Source organism: Streptomyces sp. CNZ287 (assembly GCF_007827615.1).
Genome location: NZ_VISV01000019.1, coordinates 117855 through 140686 on the forward strand (window position 1 = coordinate 117855; position 22832 = coordinate 140686).

General features: G+C 74.2%; 13 protein-coding genes and 1 pseudogene. 5 read left to right on the forward strand and 9 right to left on the reverse strand.

Features of this window, described 5'->3' with window-relative positions:
* Positions 1-34: 34 nt before the first annotated feature.
* Both selA and selB read left to right on the forward strand, forming a co-directional pair.
* Entirely contained in the window at positions 35-1345 is a 1311-nt protein-coding gene (gene selA, locus FB457_RS28260) for an L-seryl-tRNA(Sec) selenium transferase (RefSeq protein WP_047018984.1), read from the forward strand.
* A complete protein-coding gene (selB, locus tag FB457_RS28265; RefSeq protein WP_486589155.1) occupies positions 1342-3141 on the forward strand; it encodes a selenocysteine-specific translation elongation factor in 1800 nt (599 codons plus the stop codon). Before selA ends, selB begins: the two co-directional genes overlap by 4 nt.
* Here selB and FB457_RS28270 read toward each other — a convergent pair.
* Positions 3138-3767 carry an MFS transporter gene (locus tag FB457_RS28270; protein WP_486589156.1) on the reverse strand — a complete coding sequence of 210 codons (630 nt, stop codon included), beginning with the start codon at positions 3765-3767 and terminating at the stop codon, positions 3138-3140. The two genes, selB and FB457_RS28270, sit on opposite strands and share 4 nt — an antisense overlap.
* Before the next feature lie 377 nt (positions 3768-4144).
* Entirely contained in the window at positions 4145-5605 is a 1461-nt protein-coding gene (gene pdxR / locus FB457_RS28275) for a MocR-like pyridoxine biosynthesis transcription factor PdxR (protein ID WP_047018986.1), read from the reverse strand.
* Between the two features lie 46 nt (positions 5606-5651).
* Between pdxR and FB457_RS28280 the strand changes: the two genes are divergently transcribed.
* The gene (locus FB457_RS28280) at positions 5652-7049 is read left to right on the forward strand and encodes an FAD-binding protein (RefSeq protein WP_145783684.1); all 1398 of its coding nucleotides are present in this window, start codon (positions 5652-5654) and stop codon (positions 7047-7049) included.
* A 40-nt stretch (positions 7050-7089) separates the two neighbouring features.
* Here the strand turns inward: FB457_RS28280 and FB457_RS28285 are convergent, their stop codons facing one another.
* Positions 7090-8901 (reverse strand): SpoIIE family protein phosphatase, encoded by a 1812-nt coding sequence (locus FB457_RS28285; RefSeq protein ID WP_145783685.1) that lies wholly within the window; start codon positions 8899-8901, stop codon positions 7090-7092.
* A gap of 134 nt (positions 8902-9035) precedes the next feature.
* Between FB457_RS28285 and FB457_RS28290 the strand changes: the two genes are divergently transcribed.
* Together FB457_RS28290 and FB457_RS28295 are read left to right on the forward strand one after the other, a co-directional pair.
* The gene (locus tag FB457_RS28290; RefSeq protein ID WP_145783686.1) at positions 9036-13334 is read left to right on the forward strand and encodes a HAMP domain-containing protein; all 4299 of its coding nucleotides are present in this window, start codon (positions 9036-9038) and stop codon (positions 13332-13334) included.
* Positions 13331-14008: pseudogene (locus FB457_RS28295) on the forward strand (response regulator); the annotation flags it as partial. The gene FB457_RS28290 and the pseudogene FB457_RS28295, both read left to right, overlap by 4 nt.
* Before the next feature lie 170 nt (positions 14009-14178).
* On the opposite strand, the gene FB457_RS28300 reads toward FB457_RS28295, so the two are convergent.
* From FB457_RS28300 to FB457_RS28325, 6 genes are all read right to left on the reverse strand, one after another.
* The gene (locus FB457_RS28300; protein ID WP_486589157.1) at positions 14179-15228 is read right to left on the reverse strand and encodes a hypothetical protein; all 1050 of its coding nucleotides are present in this window, start codon (positions 15226-15228) and stop codon (positions 14179-14181) included.
* A 113-nt stretch (positions 15229-15341) separates the two neighbouring features.
* Positions 15342-17150 (reverse strand): hypothetical protein, encoded by a 1809-nt coding sequence (locus FB457_RS28305; protein WP_145783687.1) that lies wholly within the window; start codon positions 17148-17150, stop codon positions 15342-15344.
* A 43-nt stretch (positions 17151-17193) separates the two neighbouring features.
* Positions 17194-18183, reverse strand: coding sequence for a tetratricopeptide repeat protein (locus tag FB457_RS28310; protein WP_145783689.1), 990 nt, complete (start codon positions 18181-18183; stop codon positions 17194-17196).
* Entirely contained in the window at positions 18180-20672 is a 2493-nt protein-coding gene (locus tag FB457_RS28315) for an Hsp70 family protein (RefSeq protein ID WP_145783690.1), read from the reverse strand. Before FB457_RS28315 ends, FB457_RS28310 begins: the two co-directional genes overlap by 4 nt.
* A 41-nt stretch (positions 20673-20713) precedes the next feature.
* Complete coding sequence (locus FB457_RS28320; RefSeq protein ID WP_253911499.1) at positions 20714-21262, reverse strand: hypothetical protein; 549 nt, start codon at positions 21260-21262, stop codon at positions 20714-20716.
* Positions 21263-21314: 52 nt separating this feature from the next.
* Positions 21315-22778 (reverse strand): Hsp70 family protein, encoded by a 1464-nt coding sequence (locus tag FB457_RS28325; protein ID WP_145783691.1) that lies wholly within the window; start codon positions 22776-22778, stop codon positions 21315-21317.
* Between the last annotated feature and the right edge of the window lie 54 nt (positions 22779-22832).

Sequence of the window (22832 nt, forward strand, 5' to 3'; positions counted from 1 at the left end):
GACGCTGTTGGGACGCCACCGGGGGAGGCCGGCGTTGACGGACACCAGACGCCGCGTTCCGCGTACCGACGCGCTGCTCGCCGACCCCCGGCTCGCCGACGCCGCACGGCGGCTCGGGCGCACCCTGGTCCGGCGCGCGGTCGCCGAGGCGCAGCACCGGGTACGGAACGGCGGGCTGGCCCCCGAAGAGGCCGCCGACGCGGCCGTCGCCGCCCTGCCCCGGAGCGCCACCTCGCTGCGCCCGGTGGTGAACGCCACCGGCGTCGTCGTGCACACCAACCTCGGCCGCGCGCCGCTCTCCGCGGCCGCCACCGAGGCGCTGCGGACCGCCTCCGGCCCCACAGACGTCGAGTTCGACCTTGGCGACGGGCGCCGTGCCCGGCGGGGGAGGGGCGCGCTGGCCGCCCTCGCCGAGGCCGTCCCCCACGCCGAGGCCGTCCATCTGGTCAACAACAACGCCGCCGCGCTGGTACTGGCCGCCACCGCCCTCGCCGGGGGCCGCGAGATCGTCATCAGCCGGGGCGAGCTGGTCGAGATCGGCGACGGTTTCCGTCTCCCCGAACTGCTGGAGAGCACCGGCGCCCGGCTGGTCGAGGTCGGCACCACGAACCGCACCCACTTCGAGGACTACGCGCGCGCCGTCGGCCCCGGCACCGGCCTCGTCCTCAAGGTGCACCCGTCCAACTTCCTCACCACCGGCTTCGTCTCCTCCGTCCCGGTCGCCCGGCTCGCCACCCTGGGCGTACCGCTGGTCCACGACATCGGTTCCGGCCTGTTGCGGCCCCACCCCGCGCTGCCGGACGAACCCGACGCCGCGACCTCCCTCGACCAGGGCGCGGGGCTGGTCACCGCCAGCGCGGACAAGCTGCTCGGCGGCCCCCAGGCGGGTCTGCTGCTCGGCCGGCGCGACCTCGTCGAACGGCTCCGCACCCACCCGCTGGCCCGCGCGCTGCGCGTCGACAAACTGACCCTCGCCGCGCTGGAGGCCACCGTGCTGGGTCCGCAGCCCCCGGTGGCACGGGCCCTGGCCGCCCGCGAAGCCGAACTCGCCGCCCGCGCGGGAACGTTGGCGGCCGGGCTCGCCGAACGGGGCGTCGCCGCCGAGGCGGTGCCCAGCGAGGCCCGGGTCGGCGGCGGGGGAGCGCCCGGCGTCACGCTGCCGAGCGCCGCCGTCGCGCTGCCCGCCGCCCTCGCCGTGCCGCTGCGCACCGGCGACCCGGCCGTCGTCGGCCGCGTCCACGGCGACCGGCTCCTGCTCGACCTGCGGACCGTTCCGGAGGAGGACGACGCGACAATGCTCGCCGCCGTTCTCGCCGCGGCGGCCCCGCCGCCGGAGGAGGCGTGACCGCGGCGCCCGGCCTGGTGATCGCGACGGCAGGCCACGTCGACCACGGCAAGTCGACGCTGGTACGCGCCCTCACCGGCACCGACCCCGACCGGCTCGCCGAGGAGCGGCGGCGCGGCCTCACCCTCGACCTCGGCTTCGCCTGGACCACCGCACCCGGCGGGCGCACCCTCGCCTTCGTCGACGTGCCCGGCCACCACCGCTATCTGGCCACCACCTTCGCCGGCATCGCCACGGCGCCCGCCGTGCTGCTGGTCGTCTCCGCCGAGGAGGGCTGGCGCCCGCAGACCGCGGAACACCTCGCCGCGCTCGACGCGTTCGGCGTACGCACCGGGCTGTTGGCGGTCACCCGCGCGGACCTCGCCGATCCCGCGCCGACCCTGGCCGAGGCGGCGGAACGGACCTCCGGCACCGGCCTCGCCGGTGCGCCCGCCGTCGCCGTCAGCGCCCGTACCGGCGAAGGGCTCGACCGGCTTCTCCGCGAACTCGACGCGCTGGCCGCCGCCCTGCCGCCGCCCGATCCGGCGGCTCCCGTACGGCTGTGGCTGGACAGGGCGTTCACCGTGGCGGGCGCCGGCACGGTCGTCACCGGCACCCTCTCCGCCGGAACCCTCGCCGAGGGCGACACCCTGCACCTGGCCCCCGCCGGCCGCGCCGTGCAGGTGCGCGGCCTGCACAGCCTCGGCCACGCCGTTCCCCGGGTGACCGGCCCCGCCCGCGTCGCCGTCAACCTCCGCCGCATCGCCGCCGATCAGGTTCGCAGGGGCAACGCGCTGCTCACCCCCGGGCGTTGGTGGACCACGGACCTCGTGGACATCCGCTGCGAACCGACGGGCGGAACGGACGACGGCGGTGCGCCTCCCCGGCTGCCGGCCGAACCCCTGGTCCACTGCGGCACCGCCGCGACCAGCGCGCGGCTGCGGCCGCTCGGCCTCGATACCGCCCGCCTCGCCCTGCGCACGCCGCTGCCGCTCCACGTCGGCGACCGGCTGCTGCTGCGCGACCCGGGTTCCCGGCTGCTGGCCGGCGCGACCGTGCTGGACCCGGAGCCGCCCCCGCTGACCGGCAGGGGAGCCGCCGCCACCCGTGCGCGGCTGCTGGCCGGCATCAGCGAGCCGACCGACCCCGCCGTTCGGCTGGCCGCCGCCGGCCTGGGCGACCGCGGCCGGCTCACCGCGCAGGGCTACGCCGTGGACGCGGACGGCGAACGCTGGCTGTTCGACCGGGCGCACGCGGAACGGCTGGCCGCCGCCCTGGCCGCGGCGGTGAAGGAACACGCCGGGGCCCACCCCGCCGACCCGGGGCTGCCGGTCGCCCGCGCCCGTCGGCTCCTCGCGCTGCCGCCGGACACCGCCCTGGCCGGGCTGGCCGCCGTGGCCGGCGCCGGACTGATCGTGCGCGACGGCAGGCTGTACCGCGCGGAGGAGGCGGACCGGCTGCCCGCCGCGGTCGCCGCCGGTTTGGAGCGGCTGCTGGACGAGGTGCGGTCCGCCCCGTTCCAGGCCCCGACCCGCCGGCGTCTGGACGAACTGGGCCTCGACGCCGAGGCGCTGGCCCTCCTGGTGCGCCGCGGCGCGCTGGAGCGGGTGGGCACCGTCCACCTCCCCGCCGGGTCCGTGGGCCGTGCGGCCCGCGAACTCGCCGGGCTGCCCCAGCCGTTCACGGTCGGCGAGGCCGCCCGCGCGCTCGCCGTCAGCCGCCGCGTCGCGATCCCCCTCCTGGAAACCCTCGACGAGACCGGCCACACCCACCGCCGCCCCGACGGCCGCCGGGTCCTCAAGGACGACCCGGGCTAGGTCGCGGGGGCGGTCTCCTTGTCCAGACGGGGGTCTTGCTCGACGAAGGAGAGCTCCCGGCCGTCCCGTAGGCCGGAGACCCCGGTGGGTGAGAGCACGCACATGAAGATCATCAGAGTGGAGAGCGCCCACGTGCCGCCGGTGGCCGCGGTGAGGGCGGCTGCGACGAACGGCAGGGTGCCTCCCGCGATCGCGGCCGCGGACTCCCTTGTCACCGCGGTGCCCGTGGGCGGAACGGCCGTGTACAGGCCGCGCTTGCCGGGCGGTGCGTGCTCGGCCGCCATCAGCGCCCCGCCGGCGTACTCCGCTCCGGCGCCGAGTCCCTGGAGGATGCGGAGGAACACCAGCAGCGCGAAGGCGGCGACGCCGATGCTCTCGTAACCGGGGATCACGCCCATGAGGGTGGAGGCCACCGCCGTCAGGCAGAGCCTGATCACCAGGACTTTCTTCCGGCCGATCCGGTCCCCGTAGTGGCCGAAGAGGAGGCCGCCGAACGGCCGGGCGACCGGTTGCCCGGCCATCGGTGGCGGCATCATGATCGCGCCGTCCAGATACGCGGCGCCGCGCCCCGCCGCCCAGGCGACGGCCGCGCCCGCCTCCCGCGGGGTGCCCGGGTTGAGGTTCACCAGTACGCGGCGGCCCTTCAGGGCGTCCCCGGCGGGGTCGAAGACCTCGTACAGGGTCGCGTAGTCCTTGAGACAGATGATCGTGAGCTGGCTCGCGGTGACCGCTTCCGCGACGGTCTCCGCACGGTGGACACACCGAGTTCCGCCGGTCCATGTGGGACGCCACGGTCCCGTTGACGATCATGGAGAGGTGGAACACCTCGCTGCACGACGTGGTGGCGAGGGCGGCCGCGGCCGGCCACCGCGAGCACAGCATCTCGGCCCTGACCGAATTGCTCAGGAAGTTGGCGCGGCAGGCGCAGCACGACGGCCCGGCCACCCGAGCCGACGATGTGCTCGTTCCCGACCCGGAAGCCGGGGAAAACCGCGTCCGCCGCCTACGTGGCGGCGCCCCGCGGGCCGCGGACGTCCGTGACCGCGCGGGCCAGGCCGGCGATGCCCGCCGCGATGGCGCGCTCGGAGAGCGTCGCGTAGCCGAAGATCAGGCCGCCGGGCCCGGCCGGGTCGAGGCGGTAGCGGGCGACGCCGCGCAGCGCGACGCCGCGGCGGGCGGCCGCGGCGACGACCGCCGCCTCGTCGAGGTCCGGCGGCAGCCACGCCACCACGTGCTGCCCTGCCGCGACCCCGGTCGGGACCAGCTCCGGCAGTCGGGCGTCGAGCGCCGCCAGCAGGGCGTCGCGGCGGCGGCGGTAGACGGGCCGCATCCGGCGCAGATGGCGGTCGAACTCGCCGCGGGCGAGGAAGTCGGCGAACGTCAACTGGTCGATGACCGACGAGCCGCGGTCGGCGAGCAGCTTGGCCCGGGCCACGTCGTCCACGAGGTGCGGCGGCACCAGCATCCAGCCGAGGCGCAGCCCGGGTACGAGGGTCTTGCTGGCCGTACCGCAGTAGACGACGTGGTCGGGCGCGAGGCCCTGGATGGCGCCGACGGGGGCGCGGTCGTAGCGGTACTCGGCGTCGTAGTCGTCCTCGATCACCAGCGCACCGCGCCGCTGCGCCCAGCGGATCACCCGCGCGCGGGCCGCCGCGGACAGCACCCCGCCGGTCGGCCACTGGTGCGAAGGCGTCAGCACCACGGCGTCGGCGTCGGCCTTCTCCAGCTCCTCGACGCGGATGCCGTCGGGACCGACCGGGACGCCCACGACGTCCAGCCCGGCCGCGGCGGCCAGCGGGCGGGCGTCGTCGTCCGGCGACGGGTCCTCGACGGCCAGCCGGCGGGCGCCCCGGGCGGCGAGGACCTGGACGAGCAGGGAGACGCCCTGGCCGAACCCGCTGCAGATCACGGTGTGCCGGGGGCTGGCCGAGGTGCCGCGGACGCGGTTGAGGTAGTCGGCCAGGGCCTGGTGCAGCTCGGGGACGCCGCGGCCGTCGAGGTAGGCGAACCGCTCGTTGGGCGTGGCGGCGAAGACGGTACGCACCGAGCGCAGCCACGCGGCGCGGGGGAACGTGGAGACGTCGGTGTGCCCGTACCCGAAGTCGACGGCAGGCGCCGCGCCCTGCGTCCCCGCGGGGGCGGAGGGCGCCGCGGCGCGGGCGCTGTCCGCCGTCCCGCCCTGCTCCAGCGCGACCTGGGTGTAGCCGCCGGCGCGGCTGGTCAGGTAGCCCTCGGCGACGAGCTGCTGGTACGCCTCGACCACCACCCCGCGCGACACCCCGAGGCCGGCGGCGAGCGTGCGGGTGGGCGGCAGCGACGCGCCGTGCCGCAGCCGGCCGGCCCGTACGCTCTCCCGGATCGACGCCGCGACCTGCCGGTGCAGCGGCTCGGCGCGGGTGCGGTCCCGGTCCAGCTCGATGAGCAGATCCTCGGCGGTGCTGGAATTGGTCCGTATGCGGGGCATGGAATCGGACCTTACCGTGGGTACCGATCCGCGTCAGGCTCTGGGCATGACGACAGCGACACACACCCGTACCCGTACCGGACACTCCCTCGCCGCCCGCCTCGACGGCAGGCTCCTCGCCCCCGGCGATGCCGGGTACGACTCCGCCCGTACCGTCTGGAACGCCATGGTCGACCGCCGGCCGCGGATGATCGTCCAGGCCGCGAGCGCCGCCGACGTGCAGGCCGCGGTGCGCTTCGCCCGCGAGCACGATCTGGAGATCGGCGTCCGCTGCGGCGGGCACAACGTGGCGGGTTTCGCCGTTCCCGACGACGGCCTGATGATCGACCTGACTCCCATGGGCGGCGTGCGCGTCGACCCGGTGCGGCGGCGGGCCCGCGTCCAGGGCGGCGCGCTGCTCGGCGCGCTGGACCGGGCCACGCAGCCGTACGGCCTCGCCACCACCGCGGGGAACGTCTCGCACACGGGTGTCGGCGGGCTCACCCTCGGCGGCGGCATGGGGTGGCTGGCCAGGCAGTACGGGCTCGCGTGCGACAACGTCGAGTCATACACGGTGGTCACCGCGGACGGCGGGATCGTGACGGCGAGCAGGACCGCGCACCCGGAGCTTTTCTGGGGGCTGCGCGGGGGCGGCGGCAACTTCGGCGTCGTCACCGAGTTCGAGTTCCGGCTGCACCGGACGGGCACGCGGACGCTGGTCGCCGAGTTCGACTTCCCCGCCGAGGACGCCGTGCCGGTGCTGGAGGGCTGGCGCGATCTGAACGCCGTCGCGCCGCGCGAGGCGAGTTTCTCCGCCTCCGTCGCCGACGGCCCGGCGGGCGGCGGCCCGGTGGCCACCGTCGGGTTCGTGTGGGTCGGCGACCCGGAGCGCGGGCGCCGGCTGCTGCCGGCGCTGCGCGCGCTCGGCCGGCCGGCCGCGACGCGGATCACCACGCCGTCGTACCTGGAGCTGCAGTCCAGCCTGGACTCCAGCGGCGGCCACGCCTACCGCCGCTACTCCGCCGCCCACTACCTGCGCGACTTCCCGGCCGCGGCCATCGAGCGGTTCCTGCTGCGCGGGGCGGAGGACCTGCGGGGCGCCGGCTCCGGTGCCGGCCTGCCCGGGGTCGGGCTGCAGGCGCACGGCGGCGCCATCGCCGACGTCCCCGACGCCGACGCGGCGTTCAGCCATCGCGGCACGATGTTCGAGTTCGGCGCCGGATCGCGCTGGACGGACGAGGCCGAGGACGGTGCCCGGATGGCCGCCGCCCGCGCCGCGGGCTCGGCGCTCGCCCCGTACGCGAACGGCGTCTACGTCAACTCCCTCACCGCCGACGACGGGCACCGCGGCATCCGCCGCGCCTTCCCGGCCGCCAAGCTGGCCCGGCTGACGGCGCTCAAGGGCGTCTGGGACCCGCACAACGTCTTCCACCTCAACCAGAACATCCCCCCGGCCGCCCCGTGAGCCCGCGTGCGGGCGCGTCGCAGGACGGCCCGGCCGCGGCTCACCGCGCCGGGGCCTCCGCGTGCAGCACCACCACGGCGAGGTCGTCCTCCACCGGCTCGGGGCTGAAGTCGTGGGTGGCCTGGCGGACCCGTTCGGCCACCGCCATCGCGCCCATGCCCGCGCAGTCCCGCAGGATCGCGGCGAGGCCGTTGTCGTCGTCGAGGAGGCGCTGGCCGTCGCGCCGCTCGGTGACCCCGTCGGTGACGCACAGCAGGGTCTCGCCGGGGGCGAGCCGGAAGGTGTCGGCGCTGAACTCGGCGTCCTCGTCGATGCCGAGCAGCAGTTGGGAGCGGACCACGGAGCCCACGTCCCCCTCGGCGGTCATCCGCAGCGGCAGCGGATGGCCGGCACTGGCGAGGCGGCACTGGGCGCCGCCCGCGCTCGGGTCGGGGGTCAGCTCCCCGTAGACCATGCTGAGGAAGCGCGGCCGGGCCGCCTCCCCCCTGGCGCTCACCGCCTCCGCGGCGTCCTCCGCCATCACCGCGTTCAGCCAGCGCAGCACGGACTCCACGCCGTGGCCCTCGCGGGCCAGCAGCCTCACCAGGTGGCGCGTCAGGCCGGTCACCGACATCGCCTCGACGTCCTTGCCCTGCACATCGCCGAGGAGGAAGCACCAGCGGCCGTCGCCCGTGGGGAAGAGGTCGTAGAAGTCGCCCCCGACGGTCTGCCCGCTGGCGTGGGGCTCGTAGACGATCGCCGATTCCATGCCGGGCAGCCTGCCCAGTGTGGACGGGAGCTGGCGGCGCTGAAGGGCACGGCTGATGCTCGTCTGGCGGGTGTACTGGCGGGCGGTGGCCAGGGCCTGGGCGACCTGGCGGGAGACGTCCTCCACGATGTGGGCAACGGAGTCGGTGATCTCGGGCGGTCCCCCCTGCCCGATCAGCAGGGTGCCGCGGTACGTCCCGCCGGAGACCAGGGAGAACGCCAGCGCAGAGCCGCCTTCCTCCGTGCCGGCGCTCTGCGGCCAGGGCCAGGGGGTGCCCGTGGTCCACAGCTTCGGCGGCGGCGCCTCCGGCTCCAGATCGCCGCGGAGCGGGGCGATGCGCTGCTCGTCGGCGTGCCAGACGCTGGTGAGCCGCATCGCGCCGTCCTCCCCGAGCAGCCAGACGGCGCACCAGTCGGCGAGCCGGGGCACCATGAGCTGGGTGGCCAGGGCAGCGACCATGTTCTCGTCGAGCTGACCGGCCAGCAGTTCGCTGGCCTCCGCGAGCAGCGTCCCGCCGCGGCTGCCCCCGGCCTGGCCGCGGTATTCGGTACGGGCGAGGGGGTGGGCCAGCTCCGTGGCCTGGAGCTGCTGGTAGAGCACCGGGCTGAGCGGGCCGACCGGCACCTCCGTCCCGCCCGGGGCGGGGAGGGCGAGCCGGCACCACACCGCCTTCTCGGTGTGCCGGTAGGTGATCCCCCAGGCGTCGGCGAGGGTTGACACGATCTGGAGTCCCAGGCCGCGGCCGGTGCCCGTGCCGTCGGTGGCACCCGGCACCGTGGCTGTCGGCTGCCGGTCGTACACGTCGATCCGGGCGCCGCTCAGCGCGTCGTCCGCCTCCGGGTCCGTCTCCACCCGGCAGCGCAGTTCCATCGGGGTGCCGGCGTGGATCAGCGCGTTGGTGACCAGCTCGCCGACGAGCAGCGCGGCGTCGTCCGCCAGCTCCTCGGCGCGCGGGCCGAGCGAGGAGGTCGCCAGCGCCCGCTCGGTGATCACGGCGCGCACGAACGCGCGGGCCCGGGCCGGCGACCGCCGGTCGGCCGGGAGTTCCGTACCTGCGCCGGACCCGTCGTGCGCGCCGGGCCTGCCCGAAGAGACGGCCTGCACAAATGGCTCCTGCCTGAGACCTCATCGTGACAAAATCTAATATAGTAGACAAAAGCCTCTTGAGGTGAGGAGCGGATCCGGAGCGTCCGCCCGGCCGCCGGCCATGCAGCAGGGAGCGCGCAGGGATGGGCGTGATGGAGGATCGTGAGAAGCAGTCGGTGCCCACTGCCGACCTACACCCGCTGCTGAGCGCGCTCAGGTCGCTGCGCGACGGCGACTTCTCGGCGCGGGTGCCGGAGAACGGCGAGGGTGTGCTGGGCGAGGTTGCCGAGGCGTTCAACCGGGTGGCCGCCCGCAACGAGCACCTGGCGTCCGAGGTGCGCCGGGTGCGGGGGGTGGTGGCCCGGAAGGGCGTCCTGGACGAGCGGATCTCCGCGAGCACCGGGCAGGGCGACTGGGCCCAGGTGGTCCACGACGCGAACGACCTGCTCGACGCCCTGGCCGTGCCGATGACGGACGCCACCCGGGTGCTGGAGGCGGTGGCCGAGGGGGACCTGAACCAGCACATGGAGCTACGCGTCGGTACCCGCCACCTCCACGGCGACCTGCGCAGTCTCGGGGTGGGGCTCAACCGCGTGGTGGACCACCTGTCCACCTTCACCGGCGAGGTGATGCGGGTGGCGCACGAGGTGGGCACCGAGGGCCGGCTCGGCGGCCGCGCCAGCGTGCGGGGGCTGTCCGGCTCGTGGCGCGCGGTGACCGAGGCGGTCAACACCATGGCCTCCCGGCTGACCCAGCAGGTGCGCGACATCGCCGCCGTGACCACGGCGGTGGCCAGCGGCGACCTGACCCGCAAGGTGACGGTGGAGACAGCGGGGGAGCTGCTGGAGCTGAAGCTCACGGTGAACACCATGGTGGACCAGTTGTCCGCGTTCGCCGACGAGGTGACCCGCGTGGCGCGTGAGGTGGGCACCGACGGCATGCTCGGCGGTCAGGCCCACGTCAGGGACGTGTCGGGGGTGTGGAAGGACTTGACGAACAACGTCAACCTGATGGCCTCCAACCTCACCTCCCAGGTCCGCAACATCGCCCAGGTGACCACGGCGGTGGTGCGCGGCGACCTCAGCCAGAAGATCACGGCGGACGCCCGCGGCGAGATCCGCCAGCTCATGAGCACGGTGAACGCGATGGTGGACCAGTTGTCCGCGTTCGCCGACGAGGTGACCCGCGTCGCCCGTGAGGTGGGCACCGACGGCATGCTCGGCGGTCAGGCGCAGGTGAAGGACGTGTCGGGGGTGTGGAAGGACCTGACGGACAACGTCAACTTCATGGCGTCGAATCTGACGTCGCAGGTGCGGAACATCGCCCAGGTGGCCACCGCGGTGGCGAACGGTGACCTGTCGAAGAAGATCGACGTGGACGCGCGCGGCGAGATCCTCGAACTCAAGACGACCCTCAACACCATGGTGGATCAGTTGTCGGCCTTCTCCTCCGAGGTGACCCGCGTGGCCCGCGAGGTCGGCACCGACGGGAACCTCGGCGGTCAGGCGCAGGTCAGGGACGTGTCGGGGGTGTGGAAGGACCTGACGGACAACGTCAACTTCATGGCGTCGAATCTGACGTCGCAGGTGCGGAACATCGCCCTGGTGACCACCGCGGTGGCGAACGGTGACCTGTCGAAGAAGATCGACGTGGACGCGCGCGGCGAGATCCTCGAACTCAAGACCACCGTGAACAGCATGGTGCAGCAGTTGCGCGACTTCGCGGACGAGGTCACCCGGGTGGCCCGCGAGGTCGGCACGGAGGGAAAGCTCGGCGGCCGGGCCCAGGTGCACGGGGTCTCCGGGGTGTGGAAGGACCTGACGGACAACGTCAACTTCATGGCGTCGAATCTGACGTCGCAGGTGCGGAACATCGCCCAGGTGGCCACCGCGGTGGCGAACGGTGACCTGTCGAAGAAGATCGACGTGGACGCGCGCGGCGAGATCCTCGAACTCAAGACGACCCTCAACACCATGGTGGACACGCTGTCGGCCTTCTCCTCCGAGGTGACCCGCGTGGCCCGCGAGGTCGGCAGCGAGGGCCGCCTGGGCGGTCAGGCGCGCGTCGAGGGCGTCTCCGGCAACTGGAAGCGGCTGACGAGGAGCGTCAACGAACTGGCCCTGAACCTCACTACGCAGGTGCGCGCCATCGGCGAGGTGGCCAGCTCGGTCGCCAAGGGCGACATGTCGCGCTCCATCACCGTGGAGGCGCAGGGCGAGGTCGCCGACCTGAAGGACAACGTCAACCGCATGGTGTCCAACCTGCGTGAGACCACCCGCACCAAGGACTGGCTGGAGTCCAACCTGACCCGCATCGCCGGACTGATGCAGGGCCACCGCGACATGGTGGAGGTCGCCGACCTGATCCTGCGCGAGCTGGCACCGCTGGTGAACGCGCACTCCGAGCTCTTCTTCCGGGTCGACACCTCGGCCCCGGACGGCGAGGGCCTGGAGCTCATCGCGGACTACGGGGTCGGCGGCCGCGGCCGGGAGGACCTCCAGTCGGAGTCCCCGATCCGCGGGCTGATCGCCCAGGCCGTACGGCAGAAGGAGCGGATCCTCATCGAGGACGCCCCGCAGCACTACGTGACCGTCGAGTCCGCCCTGGGCTCGGCCCCGGCCTCCAGCATCCTCATCCTGCCGATCCTCTTCGAGGACCGGCTGCTGGGCGTGATCGAGCTGGCGTCCTTCAGCAAGTTCAACGAGATCCAGCTCACGTTCGTCGACCAGTTCGCGCACACCATCGGCGTCTCGTTCAACACCATCCTCTCCAACGCCCGCACCGAGGCGCTGCTGTCGCAGTCGCAGCGCCTCACCTCCGAGCTGCGCACCCGCTCCGAGGAACTGCAGCGGTCCAACGCGGAGCTGGAGGAGAAGGCGTCGCTCCTGGCCACGTCGTCCCAGTACAAGTCGGACTTCCTGGCGAACATGTCGCACGAGCTGCGCACCCCGCTGAACTCCCTGCTGATCCTCGCCCAGTTGCTCGCCGACAACGCCGACGGGCGGCTGTCCGAACAGGAGGTGGAGTTCGCGGGCACCATCTACCAGGCGGGCTCCGACCTCCTCCAGCTCATCAACGACATCCTCGACCTCTCCAAGGTGGAGGCGGGCCGCATCGACGTACACCCGCAGCGCATCCCGCTGGCCAAACTCCTCGACTACGTACGCGCCACGTTCCGGCCGCTCACGGTCGACCGGGGGCTGGGCTTCGAGGTGACCGTAGGCGACGACGTGCCGGCCGAGCTCTACAGCGACCAGCAGCGCATCCAGCAGGTGCTGCGCAACCTCCTGTCCAACGCGGTGAAGTTCACCAGCAGGGGAGGAGTGGAACTGCGGGTGGAGCGGGTCCCGTCGGAGGAGTTCACGGAGGACACGCTGCGCGACGCGGAGACGGTGCTCGCGTTCTCCGTGAAGGACACCGGCATCGGCATCCCGGCGGAGAAGCTGGACGTGATCTTCGAGGCGTTCCAGCAGTCCGAGGGCACCACCAACCGCAAGTACGGCGGCACCGGTCTCGGCCTGTCCATCAGCCGGGAGATCGCCGGCCTCCTCGGCGGGCGGATCGACGCGGAGAGCGAGGAGGGCGTGGGCTCGCAGTTCACCCTCTACGTACCGGCGCGACTGCCCGGCAAGGCGCTCGCGGCCGCCTCGGGGAGCGCGACGCCGGCGCTCGAACCGGCGGAGCCGCGCCGTCCCGGGAAGAGGCGGGCAGGCGCGGACCGCGGCGGACCCCGGGACGGCCGGGGCGAGGCGCAGCCGGCGAAGCCCGCTGTCCGCGCCCCCGCCGCGGAGGGGGAGGCGGCCCGTACCGCGGCGCGGACACCGGGGCCGGAGGCGGCGGGCACCGAGGCGGTGGCTCCCGAAGTGGCGCACACGGAGGCGCCCGCGGACCGGGAACGGGCGGACACCTGGCCCGAGACGACACGGCTGCGGCAATGGCTCAGCGGCCGTCCCGGCCGGGTGCTGACCGGACGGCACGTGCTCATCGTGGACGACGACATCCGCAACGTGTTCGCCCTGACGCACATGCTGGGCCGGGTCGGGATCTCCGTGAAGTACGCCGAGAACGGCCGCGAGGGCTTCGACGTCCTGGAGCGCTCCCCGGAGATCTCGCTGGTGCTGATGGACATCATGATGCCGGAGGTCGACGGCTACGAGGTGATCAGGACCATCCGCGCCACGCCGCGCCTCGCCGGTCTGCCGATCATCGCGCTCACCGCCAAGGCCATGCCGGGCGACCGGGAGAAGGCCATCGAGGCCGGTGCGGACGGTTACGTCCCGAAGCCGGTCAACGTCGACCGGCTGCTCACGGCGATCTACGAGCAACTCGAGTCGCACGACCGGCGGGCGGGCGGCGGCGGCCGGGCCCCGGACGGCGGCCCGGCCGGAGAGACGCCAGGCGACGCGCGGGGCGACGGCGACGACCCGGCGGCACCGGGACGGGCCGCATGACGACCGCCGCCGCCCCGCCCACGCCGCCGCCCGCCCCGGACCCGGCGAGCATCCTCATCGTCGACGACATGGAGGAGAACCTGGTCGCGCTCGCGGCGGTCCTCGGTCCGCTCGGCCAGCGCGTGGTGTTCGCCCACTCCGGCGAGGAGGCCCTGAAGGCGATGCTGCGCCAGCAGTTCGCCGTCGTCCTGCTCGACATCCTGATGCCGGGGATGGACGGCTTCGAGACCGCCGCGAACATCAAGCGCATCGACCAGACCAAGGACGTCCCGATCATCCTGCTCACCGGCCAGGGCATCGACCCCGACTACGCCTACCGCGGCTACGCGGTGGGCGCCGCCGACTTCCTGGCCAAGCCCATCGAGCCCTGGATCCTGCGCACCAAGGTCAACGTCTTCCTGGAGCTGCACCGCAAGAACCGGCAACTCGCCGTGCAGGCGGAGCAGTTGCAGCGCCTGCTGCTCGCAGAACAGAGCGGCGGCGCGGGGTTCGGGGAACGGCTCGGCGACGTCACCTGGCGGCTCGTGCAGATCGAGTCGCTGCTGCGGGAGAGGGCGGGGCCCACCGGGCCCGCCCTCGCCGACCAGGTCAAGAGCCTGGAGGCGTCGGTACGGAACCTCACCAGGCACGGCGGCACGGGCACCCGCGAAGGCGCGGCGCAGGACCCGGGCGGACAGCCCTCGGGTGCCGCGCCGCCACCGGACCCCGAAGGCGCCCCCGACCGTGCCGCCGGGGACGACGGGACCGCCCGGCAGGACCGGTGACGGCGGTCGCCGCGGGGACGGGTCTCACGTGGCGCCGGCCCCGCCGCCGTACGGCGGCGGGCGGCGGGGCGTCTCCGCCGTCAGGCCGCCGGGCGGTAGCGGGAGAAGAACGGCACCGCCTTGGCCACCTGGACCCGGGTGTTCTCCCGCGCGTCCGCGAAGCCCCGCACCTCGTTCTCCCCGTCCACGTACGCCCACGGGAGCTCCCGCACGTCCGTGCCGATCAGCTCGAACTGCCGCAGCGCCTCCTCCCAGCGCCCGCAGCGGGTCAGCGCCAGCGCCAGGTGGTTGCGGATGCCGGTGGCAGCCGGGTCGCCCGGCTCGTACCCGGCGCACACCTCCAGCGTGCGGTCCACGGCCGCGTGCACCCGCTGCCGGGGCACCGGGCCGCGGCCGAGGGGGTGTTCGGTGAGGTACTCGGTCACCGCTTCCACCGGCAGCGCGGCCAGCAGCCGTCCCGGCCGGGCCCGGGCCGCCGCCGTCTCGGCGAAGTCGAACATCTCCTCGTGCGAGCCGTACCACTTGGCGCAGAGGAACTGCAGCGCGCTGGCATGGCAGGGGTAGTGGTCGGGGTCGCTGTCCATGACGTTCAGCAGCAGCCGGTCGAAGACCGGGCGGGGGGCCTGGCTGCCGCGGGCGTGCTGAAGGGCGACGCGCCAGGGCACCGGGTCGCCGGGGTTGAGTTCCGCCGCCCTCTCGATGACCGGGGCGGCCTCGCCCAGGATCCGGAAGAACTCGGCGAACCGCTCGCGGGAGACGTGCTTGGCCCGCACGGAGGTCCGCGCCTCCCAGGCGCGGTCGATCTGCAGGTCCGCCGAGACCAGGGCGGCGTCCGGGTCGTCGCCCTCCTTCTCCAGCCAGACCTCCAGCCACCGGGGCCGCACCAGGGCGACGTCGGCGAGTGCGGCCACGCACCTGTCCCGCCGCTCCCACTCCCGGCGCCGGCGGGTGTCGGCGAGCAGCTCGCGCGCCGGGCCGTGGTCGCCCTCCCACGCCGCGGAAAGCACCGGCCGCAGGACGGGATCGGGGCGGCCGACGCTCAGTCCGGTCACCGGGGGCAGCGAGGCGCCGACGGAGCGCAGATGCCGCAGCACGCGGGGAAAGGCAAGCACCATGGGGAGACGCGACATGCCCATATGACCGCGCGGACACGGTCAGGGTTGTCCGTGACAGGTCACGGCTGTACAACGCCCCGGAGCCCCTGCCCGTGGCACGGACCGCGGGCGGTGAGACGGCGCTCCTTTCACCAGCGGTCGCGGAGTTGCGACAGGTACTGGGCCTGCTGCTCCGGCGGCAGCCGCCGGATGATCTGCTGCACGGCCGGGGGGAGGCCGTCGAGCCGGTGGTCCGCATACGTGGAGTAGGAAGCGTCGCGGTTCCTCATGATGAGCGCGCGCGTCTTCCGCTTCCTGGCCACCCCGTGCGCGACGGACAGGAGCCGCCTGCTCTCGTTCGGGGACACCTTGACCGGGTCGAGGGCCAGGGCGCAGTTGTTGAGCAGGATCGCCGTCTGGTCGACGAGGTTGGCGGCGGGCCGCCGGAGCCTGCGGACCCGGCACTCGGCCAGCTTGTCGACGTGCGGCACCACATGGCTCTCGATCTCCGCGGCGGCGCGGTCCGGCCTGTTGTCGCGCAGCAGCCGCTGGGCGCGCTCCAGGCCGGACACGGCGAACCTGAACGCGTCGGAGTACGGGGCGATGCGGGCGTGCCGGGCGGCCTGGCGGCGGTTCTTCCTGACGAGCCTGCGGGTCCTGCGGGTCTCCGCCAGCTCCAGCGCCTGGTCGAGGAAGTCGGCGCGCGTGCGCACGGCGGCGGGCGAGCTGTCGCCGGCGAGGGCCAGGGCGCAGTTGTTGAGCAGGATCGCGGTCCCGTCGGTGAACTTGGCCGCGGTGTCCCGTGCCCCTTTGTCCTCGCTCGTCCGAAGATCGGCGAGCAGCGGCAGGACCTCCTTCTGCAGCGCCTGCGCGGCCTTCCAGGGCTCGTCCGCCTCCAGGAGCGTGTGCGCCCTGTCGAGCGCCGGCAGGATCGCCAGGTACTCCACATGCTCCCGGTTGTCCGCGACGAGCCGGCGGGTCTCCTCGGTCTCGGTCAGCCCGAGCGCCAGGTCGAGCAGCCGGGCCGCTTGCGCCGCGGGCAGCGGTGTGCCGCCGTCGGTGGCGATGGCGCAGTTGTTGAGCAGCAGGGCCGTGCGTTCCCGCACCTTGGCGACGGAGCGCAGCACGCCCTCGCCGTCGAAGGCGCGCAGGCCCTCCAGTCGCGGCAGCACCTCTCTCTCGACGATCGAGGCCGCGGCGGCGGGGTCCTCGGTGTGCAGGTCGCGGGCGCGGTCCAGCGCGGACCTCACGGCCTCCAGCACCGGCTCCACGCGGCCCTCGACCGCCTGGCCCAGGAGGTTTTCCCCGGCCCAGGACCAGGCGCCGAAGAGCGCCTTCACCCGGTGCGGTGCGCTGCCCCCGGTGGCGAGCTCGGCCACGGGGGAGACCAGCGTGCGGCGCACCTCGCCTTCGAGGACGGGCACGGCCGCGAGGCCGATCCGGACGTCGTCGAGCGCGGTGATGCGGTGCTTCACGTGGCCCCAGAAGCCGGGGTGTTCGAGCGCGCGCCGCCAGCCGGCGGCCGCGGCTCCCCAGCTCGGCTCGCCCGTGGAGGGCGCCGCACGGCCGCCCAACTCCTCGTCCAGCACCCGGGCGTGGGCCCGTACCGCGGAGTCGTGCGCCTCGTGCAGCGCGGGGTCGCAGCCGCAGGTGCCGTCCGGGGCGTCCCAGATCCAGAAGAGCTCGTCTACTATCCGGCGCTGCGGATGGTCGATGACGTCGAACACCGCCCCGTACTGCTCCGCACTCCGCCGGCCGGGCACCGGAAGCTCGCCCGCGGCGGGGATGTCCACCCCGGCGCGTACGGCCGTGTTGATCTGCTGCCTGCACCGGCGGATCGCCTGGCGCGTCGCGGTGGTCGGGAGGCCGGTCAGCCTGAACGCGTTGCGCCGGTAGAGCTCCGGGCCGGTGAGCTCGCGTAGGCGCTCCACGGCCACCGGTGCGGTCCCGCTCTGCAAGGCAACCTCCCTGGGCTGCTGGGTCGATGGCGCGTGCGCCGGGTCACGAGGCGGTGCGCGGGGTGAGGACGACCGTGACCGTGCGGTTCTGCGCGTCGGTCTCGTACGGGGCGTCACGCTGCTCGGCGCTGGCGATGGAGAAGGCCGTGAGCGGCCGGCCGCTGGCGTCGCTGAGCGCGCGGGCGGCGACCATGGCCCGCCACACGGAGGTGTCGGAACCGCCGCTCGGGGGCGCCTCGCGGACCTCGGCGATGTGCCCGAGCACCTCGATGCGCATGTCCCCGGGCCGGCCGAGGGCCTTGCCGAGCCGGGCCAGATCCGCGGCGCCGGCGTCCGTCAGCTCCGCCGCCCGGGAGAACAGGCCCTGCTCGAAGACCACTTCCACCGAGTCCTCGTGCCGCACCGTCCGGATCCCCGGCGTACGGACCTCGTCCGCGAGGGCGTCGAGCGCTTTCTCCCGGCGGGTCTCGGCGGCGGCCGCGGCGCGCTCCCGCTCCGCGGTCAGGTCCTGCCGTACGTCCTTCTCGGCTTGCTGCTCCGCCCCGGCCACCGGCGCCGAGACGTCGGACGGCCGGTCCCCGGAGCCGTCGGCCGGGCCCCCGGGGAGCACCCAGGCCGCCGCCGTGACCGCTCCGGCGCAGAGGACGACGGCCGCTGCGGGCAGGAGCCGGTGGCGCCTGCGGTCGAACGCGGCCATCGGGCCCGTCCGCCGGAACCGCCGGATCCGGTCCAGCCCGGCCGTGGCGGACCGGTCGTCCGGATGGTCGTCGAGCAACTGCCGCCAGCAGCGCTCGGCTTCGTCCCAGTCGCCGCGCTGGGCGTGGATACGGGCCCGCAGGTCCGCCACCTCCCGGTGGCCGGTGACCGCCGGGTCGTCGCTCCGGGCCAGCTCCCGCAGCGCCGCGTCCAGATCGCCGGCCCGGGCCGCGGCGGCGGCCCGGGCCACGGTCAGCTCGACCCGCAGCGCCGTGTCACCGGCCGGTTCCGGCCGGGACCCGGGAAGCGGCTGCCGGGCGGGTTCCGTCGAGGTCACCGGAGTCCTCCGTTGCCCCGGGCCGCCGCCTTGTCGGCGTGCGCCTCTCTGGCGTGCGCAGGCAGCATCGCGTAGAGCCGCCGGTTCACGTCTCCCAGGGCAAACCGGTCCCGCGCGGCATAGGCGCGCTCGCCCTCGGCGAGCGCGGCCTCCGCCTTGGCGCGCGGCTCCATCAGGCCGCGGCTGCCCGCCAGCTCCTCGAAGATCTTGTACTCCAACTGGCCGGTACTGTTCAGGATCTCCACGTACAGCTCCCGGGTCTGCGTCAGCAGCCGCTCCAGCTCGGCGACGCGCTGGCCGCCGCCCTGCATGGCCCGGTTGACCAGGCCGCGCAGCCGCTCCAGCTCCTGCCGCTCGGCCGCGCCTCCGCCGCGCCGGAGCAGCCCCTCGCACTCCTTGAGCGCGTCTCCCAGCTCCAGCATCAGCCGCGGGACCTCGATGGAATCCCGCTCGACGTCGTCGAGTTGCGCGTGCAGCTTCCGCAGGCGCTGGTCGCACTCCAGCGCGGCGCCCGGGTCGGCGACCGCGTTGTCGACCTGCTTGCGCAGCCGCCCCATGTCCTCGGAGACCTCCCGGAGGACGGCGTCGGCGCCCGGGGACCCGGACTCCCGTGCCCGTACCCCGAGTTCGGGCAGCCGCTGCTCCAGCCGGTGCAGACCGGCCACCAGCTCCCCGTGCTCCGGCTGGGCGCCCTGGAGCCGCACGTCGGCCTCGAACTCCGTGTCCATCGTCTCCACGATGGCCTTCGCCTGCCCGATGGTGCCGACCTCGTAGGTCACTTCGACCTCGCTGCCCTCCGGGAGGTCGTAGCGCAGGTCGCCGCGGCGGAACGACACCTCGCCGACCTCCTTGTTGTTCTTGGCGTCGGGCTCCTCGCCCTCCAGGAGGGGGATGCGGATGACCGCGTCGGGGTCCGTACGGGTCAGGGCGATGGTCGTGCGGTACTTGTTGCTGCCGTGGACCGGCAGGGTCGCCCCCTTCCGCACGATCGGACCGTAGGTGCCGTCGTACTTGCCGATGCCGAGCGAGTGCGTGAGGACGGGACCCGCCGGCAGGGTGCGGGTGTGGGTGAGGGACAGCGTGTCCGGGGTGAGCTTCTGGCGGACTCCGGCGGCGTCGGTCAGCTCCACGGTGAAGCGGGTCGTGGCCTCCGCCTCGATGGCGACGGTGGTGTAGAAGCCGCCGTTCGCGTCGAGGGCGACCTGCGGGCTCTGGTAGTCCCCTCCCGGGCTGTGCAGGAAGACGCTGTACCGGGTCCAGTCCACCGGGTCGGCGCTGCGCAGCTTTCCGGCGACGGGGATCCCGGTGGTGTCCAGCGACTGCGGTTCGTAGATCAGCTCGGCGGTGAACGTGCCGGCGGTGGGGCGCTGCGGCGGTGCCGGGAGGCGTACGCTGCCCGCGAAGATCGCGGCGCCGCGGGCGACCACGGTGGTGGGGTCCTGGCTGTGGTCGATGCTGATGCCGAGGCCCTCGCGCGGGTCGGCCAGCAGCTCGCGCAGCCCGGGGGCGAGGGTGGCGCCGCCGACGAGCAGCAGCTGGTCGATGTGGTCGGGACGGAGCGAGCCCTGGGCCAGCGCCTCCCGGCAGAGCTTGACGGCCTGGGTGTAGACGGGGAGGGCGAGGTCGTCCAGGGCGCCGCGGGTCAGGGTGTACGAGAACGTCTCCTCGTCGCCGTCGATCTTGAGGTCGACGAACAGCTCCGCCTCCGCGGCCCGCGACAGCTCGATCTTGGCCGCCTCCGCGGCCGCCTTGAGTTTGGCGAAGTTCGTCCGCCACTGCCCGTTGCCGCGGGTGAAGTCCCGCAGCCCGAAGTCGCGTACGACGGCGGGCGCGAGCAGGTCGTCGACGATGGCCCAGTCGATGTTCTTGCCGCCCAGGTGCGGGTCGCCGGCGTGCTGGAGCAGTTGCAGCTCCCCGTCCCGCTTGCTCATCACCGCCGCGTCGAAGGTGCCGCCGCCCAGGTCGAAGACCATCCAGTACGCGGACTCCGCGGCGTTGTCCACGCCGTAGGCGAGCGCGGCGGCGTTCGGTTCGTGGATGAGCGGGCACTTCTTGCCGAGCCCGGCCAGCTCCGCCGCCTTGCTGGTGGCGTTGGACTGGTTCAGCGCGAACGACGCGGGAACGGTGATCACGGCCGCGGCCGGCGGCTCCCCCAGGTCGTGGGCGGCGTCCCGGCGCAGCGACTTCAGGACCTCGGCGGAGAGCTGCTCGGGCGTCAGGGAGACGCCCGCCCGGCGGAAGGCGAACGCGGCGTCCTCAAGGCCCATCTGGAGCTTGAACTCGGCGCACGCGTCGTGCGGATCGGCTTCCACCCGCTCGCGGGCCCGGCGGCCGACGTGGATCATCCCCGGCTTGGGCATCCACACCGCGGACGGGGTGTAGTCCCAGTTCTCGTTGTTCTTGATGATCCGGGGTCTGCCGTTCGCGAAGACCGCGATCTCGCTGTTCGTGGTCCCGAGGTCGATTCCGAAGTCGATGGTCTCACGCATCTGGTCTCCCTGCCGGTCCGGCGGCCGGCGGCGCATGCGAGTCAGTGACGAGGCGGCCTGCCCACGACGACCTCGCCCATCTGGATGCGGTCGCCGCGGAAGTGGATGGTGGGCTTGAAGGTTTCGAGGACGACCTCGCGGGTGAGGGACGGGTCGTCCTCGAAGGAGAGGACCTTCAGCGGAAGGCCGGGGTCGTAGTCCTCCCCGTCGTGGTCCTTGATCTTGAGCTCGATGCCCTCCTGCAGCGCCTCGCGCGCCGTCCGCACGCTCTTGCTGATCTGCCTGGAGGTCTTCTGCGGCGCGCCGTCCTGCTGGTCCAGCTTGCGCTGCGCCTTCCACACCCCGGTGGCCGCCTCCGCGAGCCGGCCGGTGTCGAACTCCGCCGCGGGGCTCGGCGCGGCGGCGGCCTCGCGGGCGGCGGTTCTGGCGGCGGCGAGGTCCGCGAGCGCGGCGTCGAGCGACGTCAGGTGGGAGGCGACCTGCTCGCGCTGGCCGGCGTCCAGCCGTTCCGGGGCGACGCGGAACTCCCGCGGGTGCTTCCACTGCCGCCACCAGTCGGCCACGCGGTCCCGCGGGTAGCGCTGCTGCACGATCCTCACCTCGTGTCGGCTGAAGGGGCCCGTCGGTCGGTCGGGGCATGAACTATGGCAGGCCCGGTCCGGGACCGGTCCCAAGGGGGGCCGGTCTCCGGCTCTCACCGCCGGCGTCCCCGGTCAGCGCGCCGTGGAGTTCGGCCAGCCGGTCCCGCAGCCGGCGCAGCAGGGCGAGGGCGCGGGTGCGCGAGGGAGCGGCGGCGTGCCATCCGGCCGCGCCGCCGCGGCGGAGGTCGTCGTCGAGCCGGCCGACCGTCTCCTGCAACAGGGCCACCGCGGCGCGGAGCCGGCCGGGCGCCCCGGTCCCGGCCTGGTCGAGCAGGCCGGTGCAGCGCCCGAGCGCGTCCCGGGTCTCGCGCAGCAGACCGGCGATCTCGTCCCGGGCGAGGGCCGGCGCAGCCGCGGGGAGGGGCATGGTGCCCGCGTGGAGGGCGGCGCCGCGGGCGACCACGGTGGTGGGGTCCTGGCTCTGGTCGGCCCGGATGCCGAGGCCCGCGCGCGGATCGGCCAGCAGCTCGCGCAGCCCCGGGGCGAGGGTGGCGCCACCGGCGAGCAGCAGCCCGTCGACGTCCCCGGGAAGCAGCGAGTTCTCGGCCAGCAGGTGCCGGCACAGCGCCACGGCTTCCGCGTACGACGGCCGGGCGAGGTCGTCCAGAGCGCCGCGGGTGAGCGTGTACGAGAACGTCTCCTCGTCGCCGTCGAGCGTGAGGTCGACGTACAACTCCGCCTCCGCGGCCCGCGACAGCTCGATCTTGGCCGCCTCCGCGGCCCCTTGGAGCTTGGCGAAGTTCGTCCGCCACCGCTCGCTGCCCCGGGTGAAGTCCCGCAGCCCGAAGTCGCGTACGACGGCGGGCGCGAGCAGGTCGTCGACGATGGCCCGGTCGATGCGCCCGCCGCCCAGGTGCGGTGCGACGGCGTGCCCCAGCAGCCGGAGTTCCCCGTCCCGCTCGCCGACGAGCGAGGCGGTGAAGCCGCTACTGCCCAGGCTGAACACCATCCGGGGGCCGCGGCGGGCGGTGCCGTCCGCGCGGTAGGCGAGCGCGACCGCGACCGGCTCGGGGAGCAGGGGACAGTCCTCGCCGAGCCCGGCCAGCACCGCCGCCCTGCGGGCGGCGTCGTGCTGCTCCGGCGTGAACGACGCGGGGACGGCGATCACGGCCGCGGCCGGCGGCTCCCCCCGTTCGTGGGCGGCGTCCCGGCACAGGGACTTGAGCACTTCTGCGGCCAGTTGCTCGGCGGTGCGGGTGACGCCCGCCCGGTGGAAGCGGTACGGCTCGCCCGCCGTGCCCAGCCTGAGCACGAACCCGGCGTACGCGTCCTCCGGAGACGCCTTCAGCCGCTCGCGCGCCGCGCGGCCGACGAGGGTTCTTCCCGGCCGCGGCATGAACACCGCGGACGGCGTGCGGTCCCGGTACTCGTTGTTCCTCAGGGCGCGGGCCCCGCCGTCCTCCGCCAGCGCGACGGCGCTGCCGGTGTTGCCCAACTCGATCCCGATGTCGATGGTTTCGCGCATCCCTCCGCCTGACTCGTTCGGCGCTCCGGCAGGACTACCGGGCCCGCTTCGGGA

Coding starts and splice junctions, on each gene's coding strand:
- FB457_RS28300 (WP_486589157.1), bottom strand. CDS start 15,228: ATGTCGCGTCTCCCCATGGTGCTTGCCTTTCCCCGCGTGCTGCGGCAT.
- FB457_RS28325 (WP_145783691.1), bottom strand. CDS start 22,778: ATGCGCGAAACCATCGACATCGGGATCGAGTTGGGCAACACCGGCAGC.
- FB457_RS28280 (WP_145783684.1), top strand. CDS start 5,652: ATGACGACAGCGACACACACCCGTACCCGTACCGGACACTCCCTCGCC.
- pdxR (WP_047018986.1), bottom strand. CDS start 5,605: ATGCCCCGCATACGGACCAATTCCAGCACCGCCGAGGATCTGCTCATC.
- FB457_RS28290 (WP_145783686.1), top strand. CDS start 9,036: ATGGAGGATCGTGAGAAGCAGTCGGTGCCCACTGCCGACCTACACCCG.
- FB457_RS28315 (WP_145783690.1), bottom strand. CDS start 20,672: ATGCGTGAGACCATCGACTTCGGAATCGACCTCGGGACCACGAACAGC.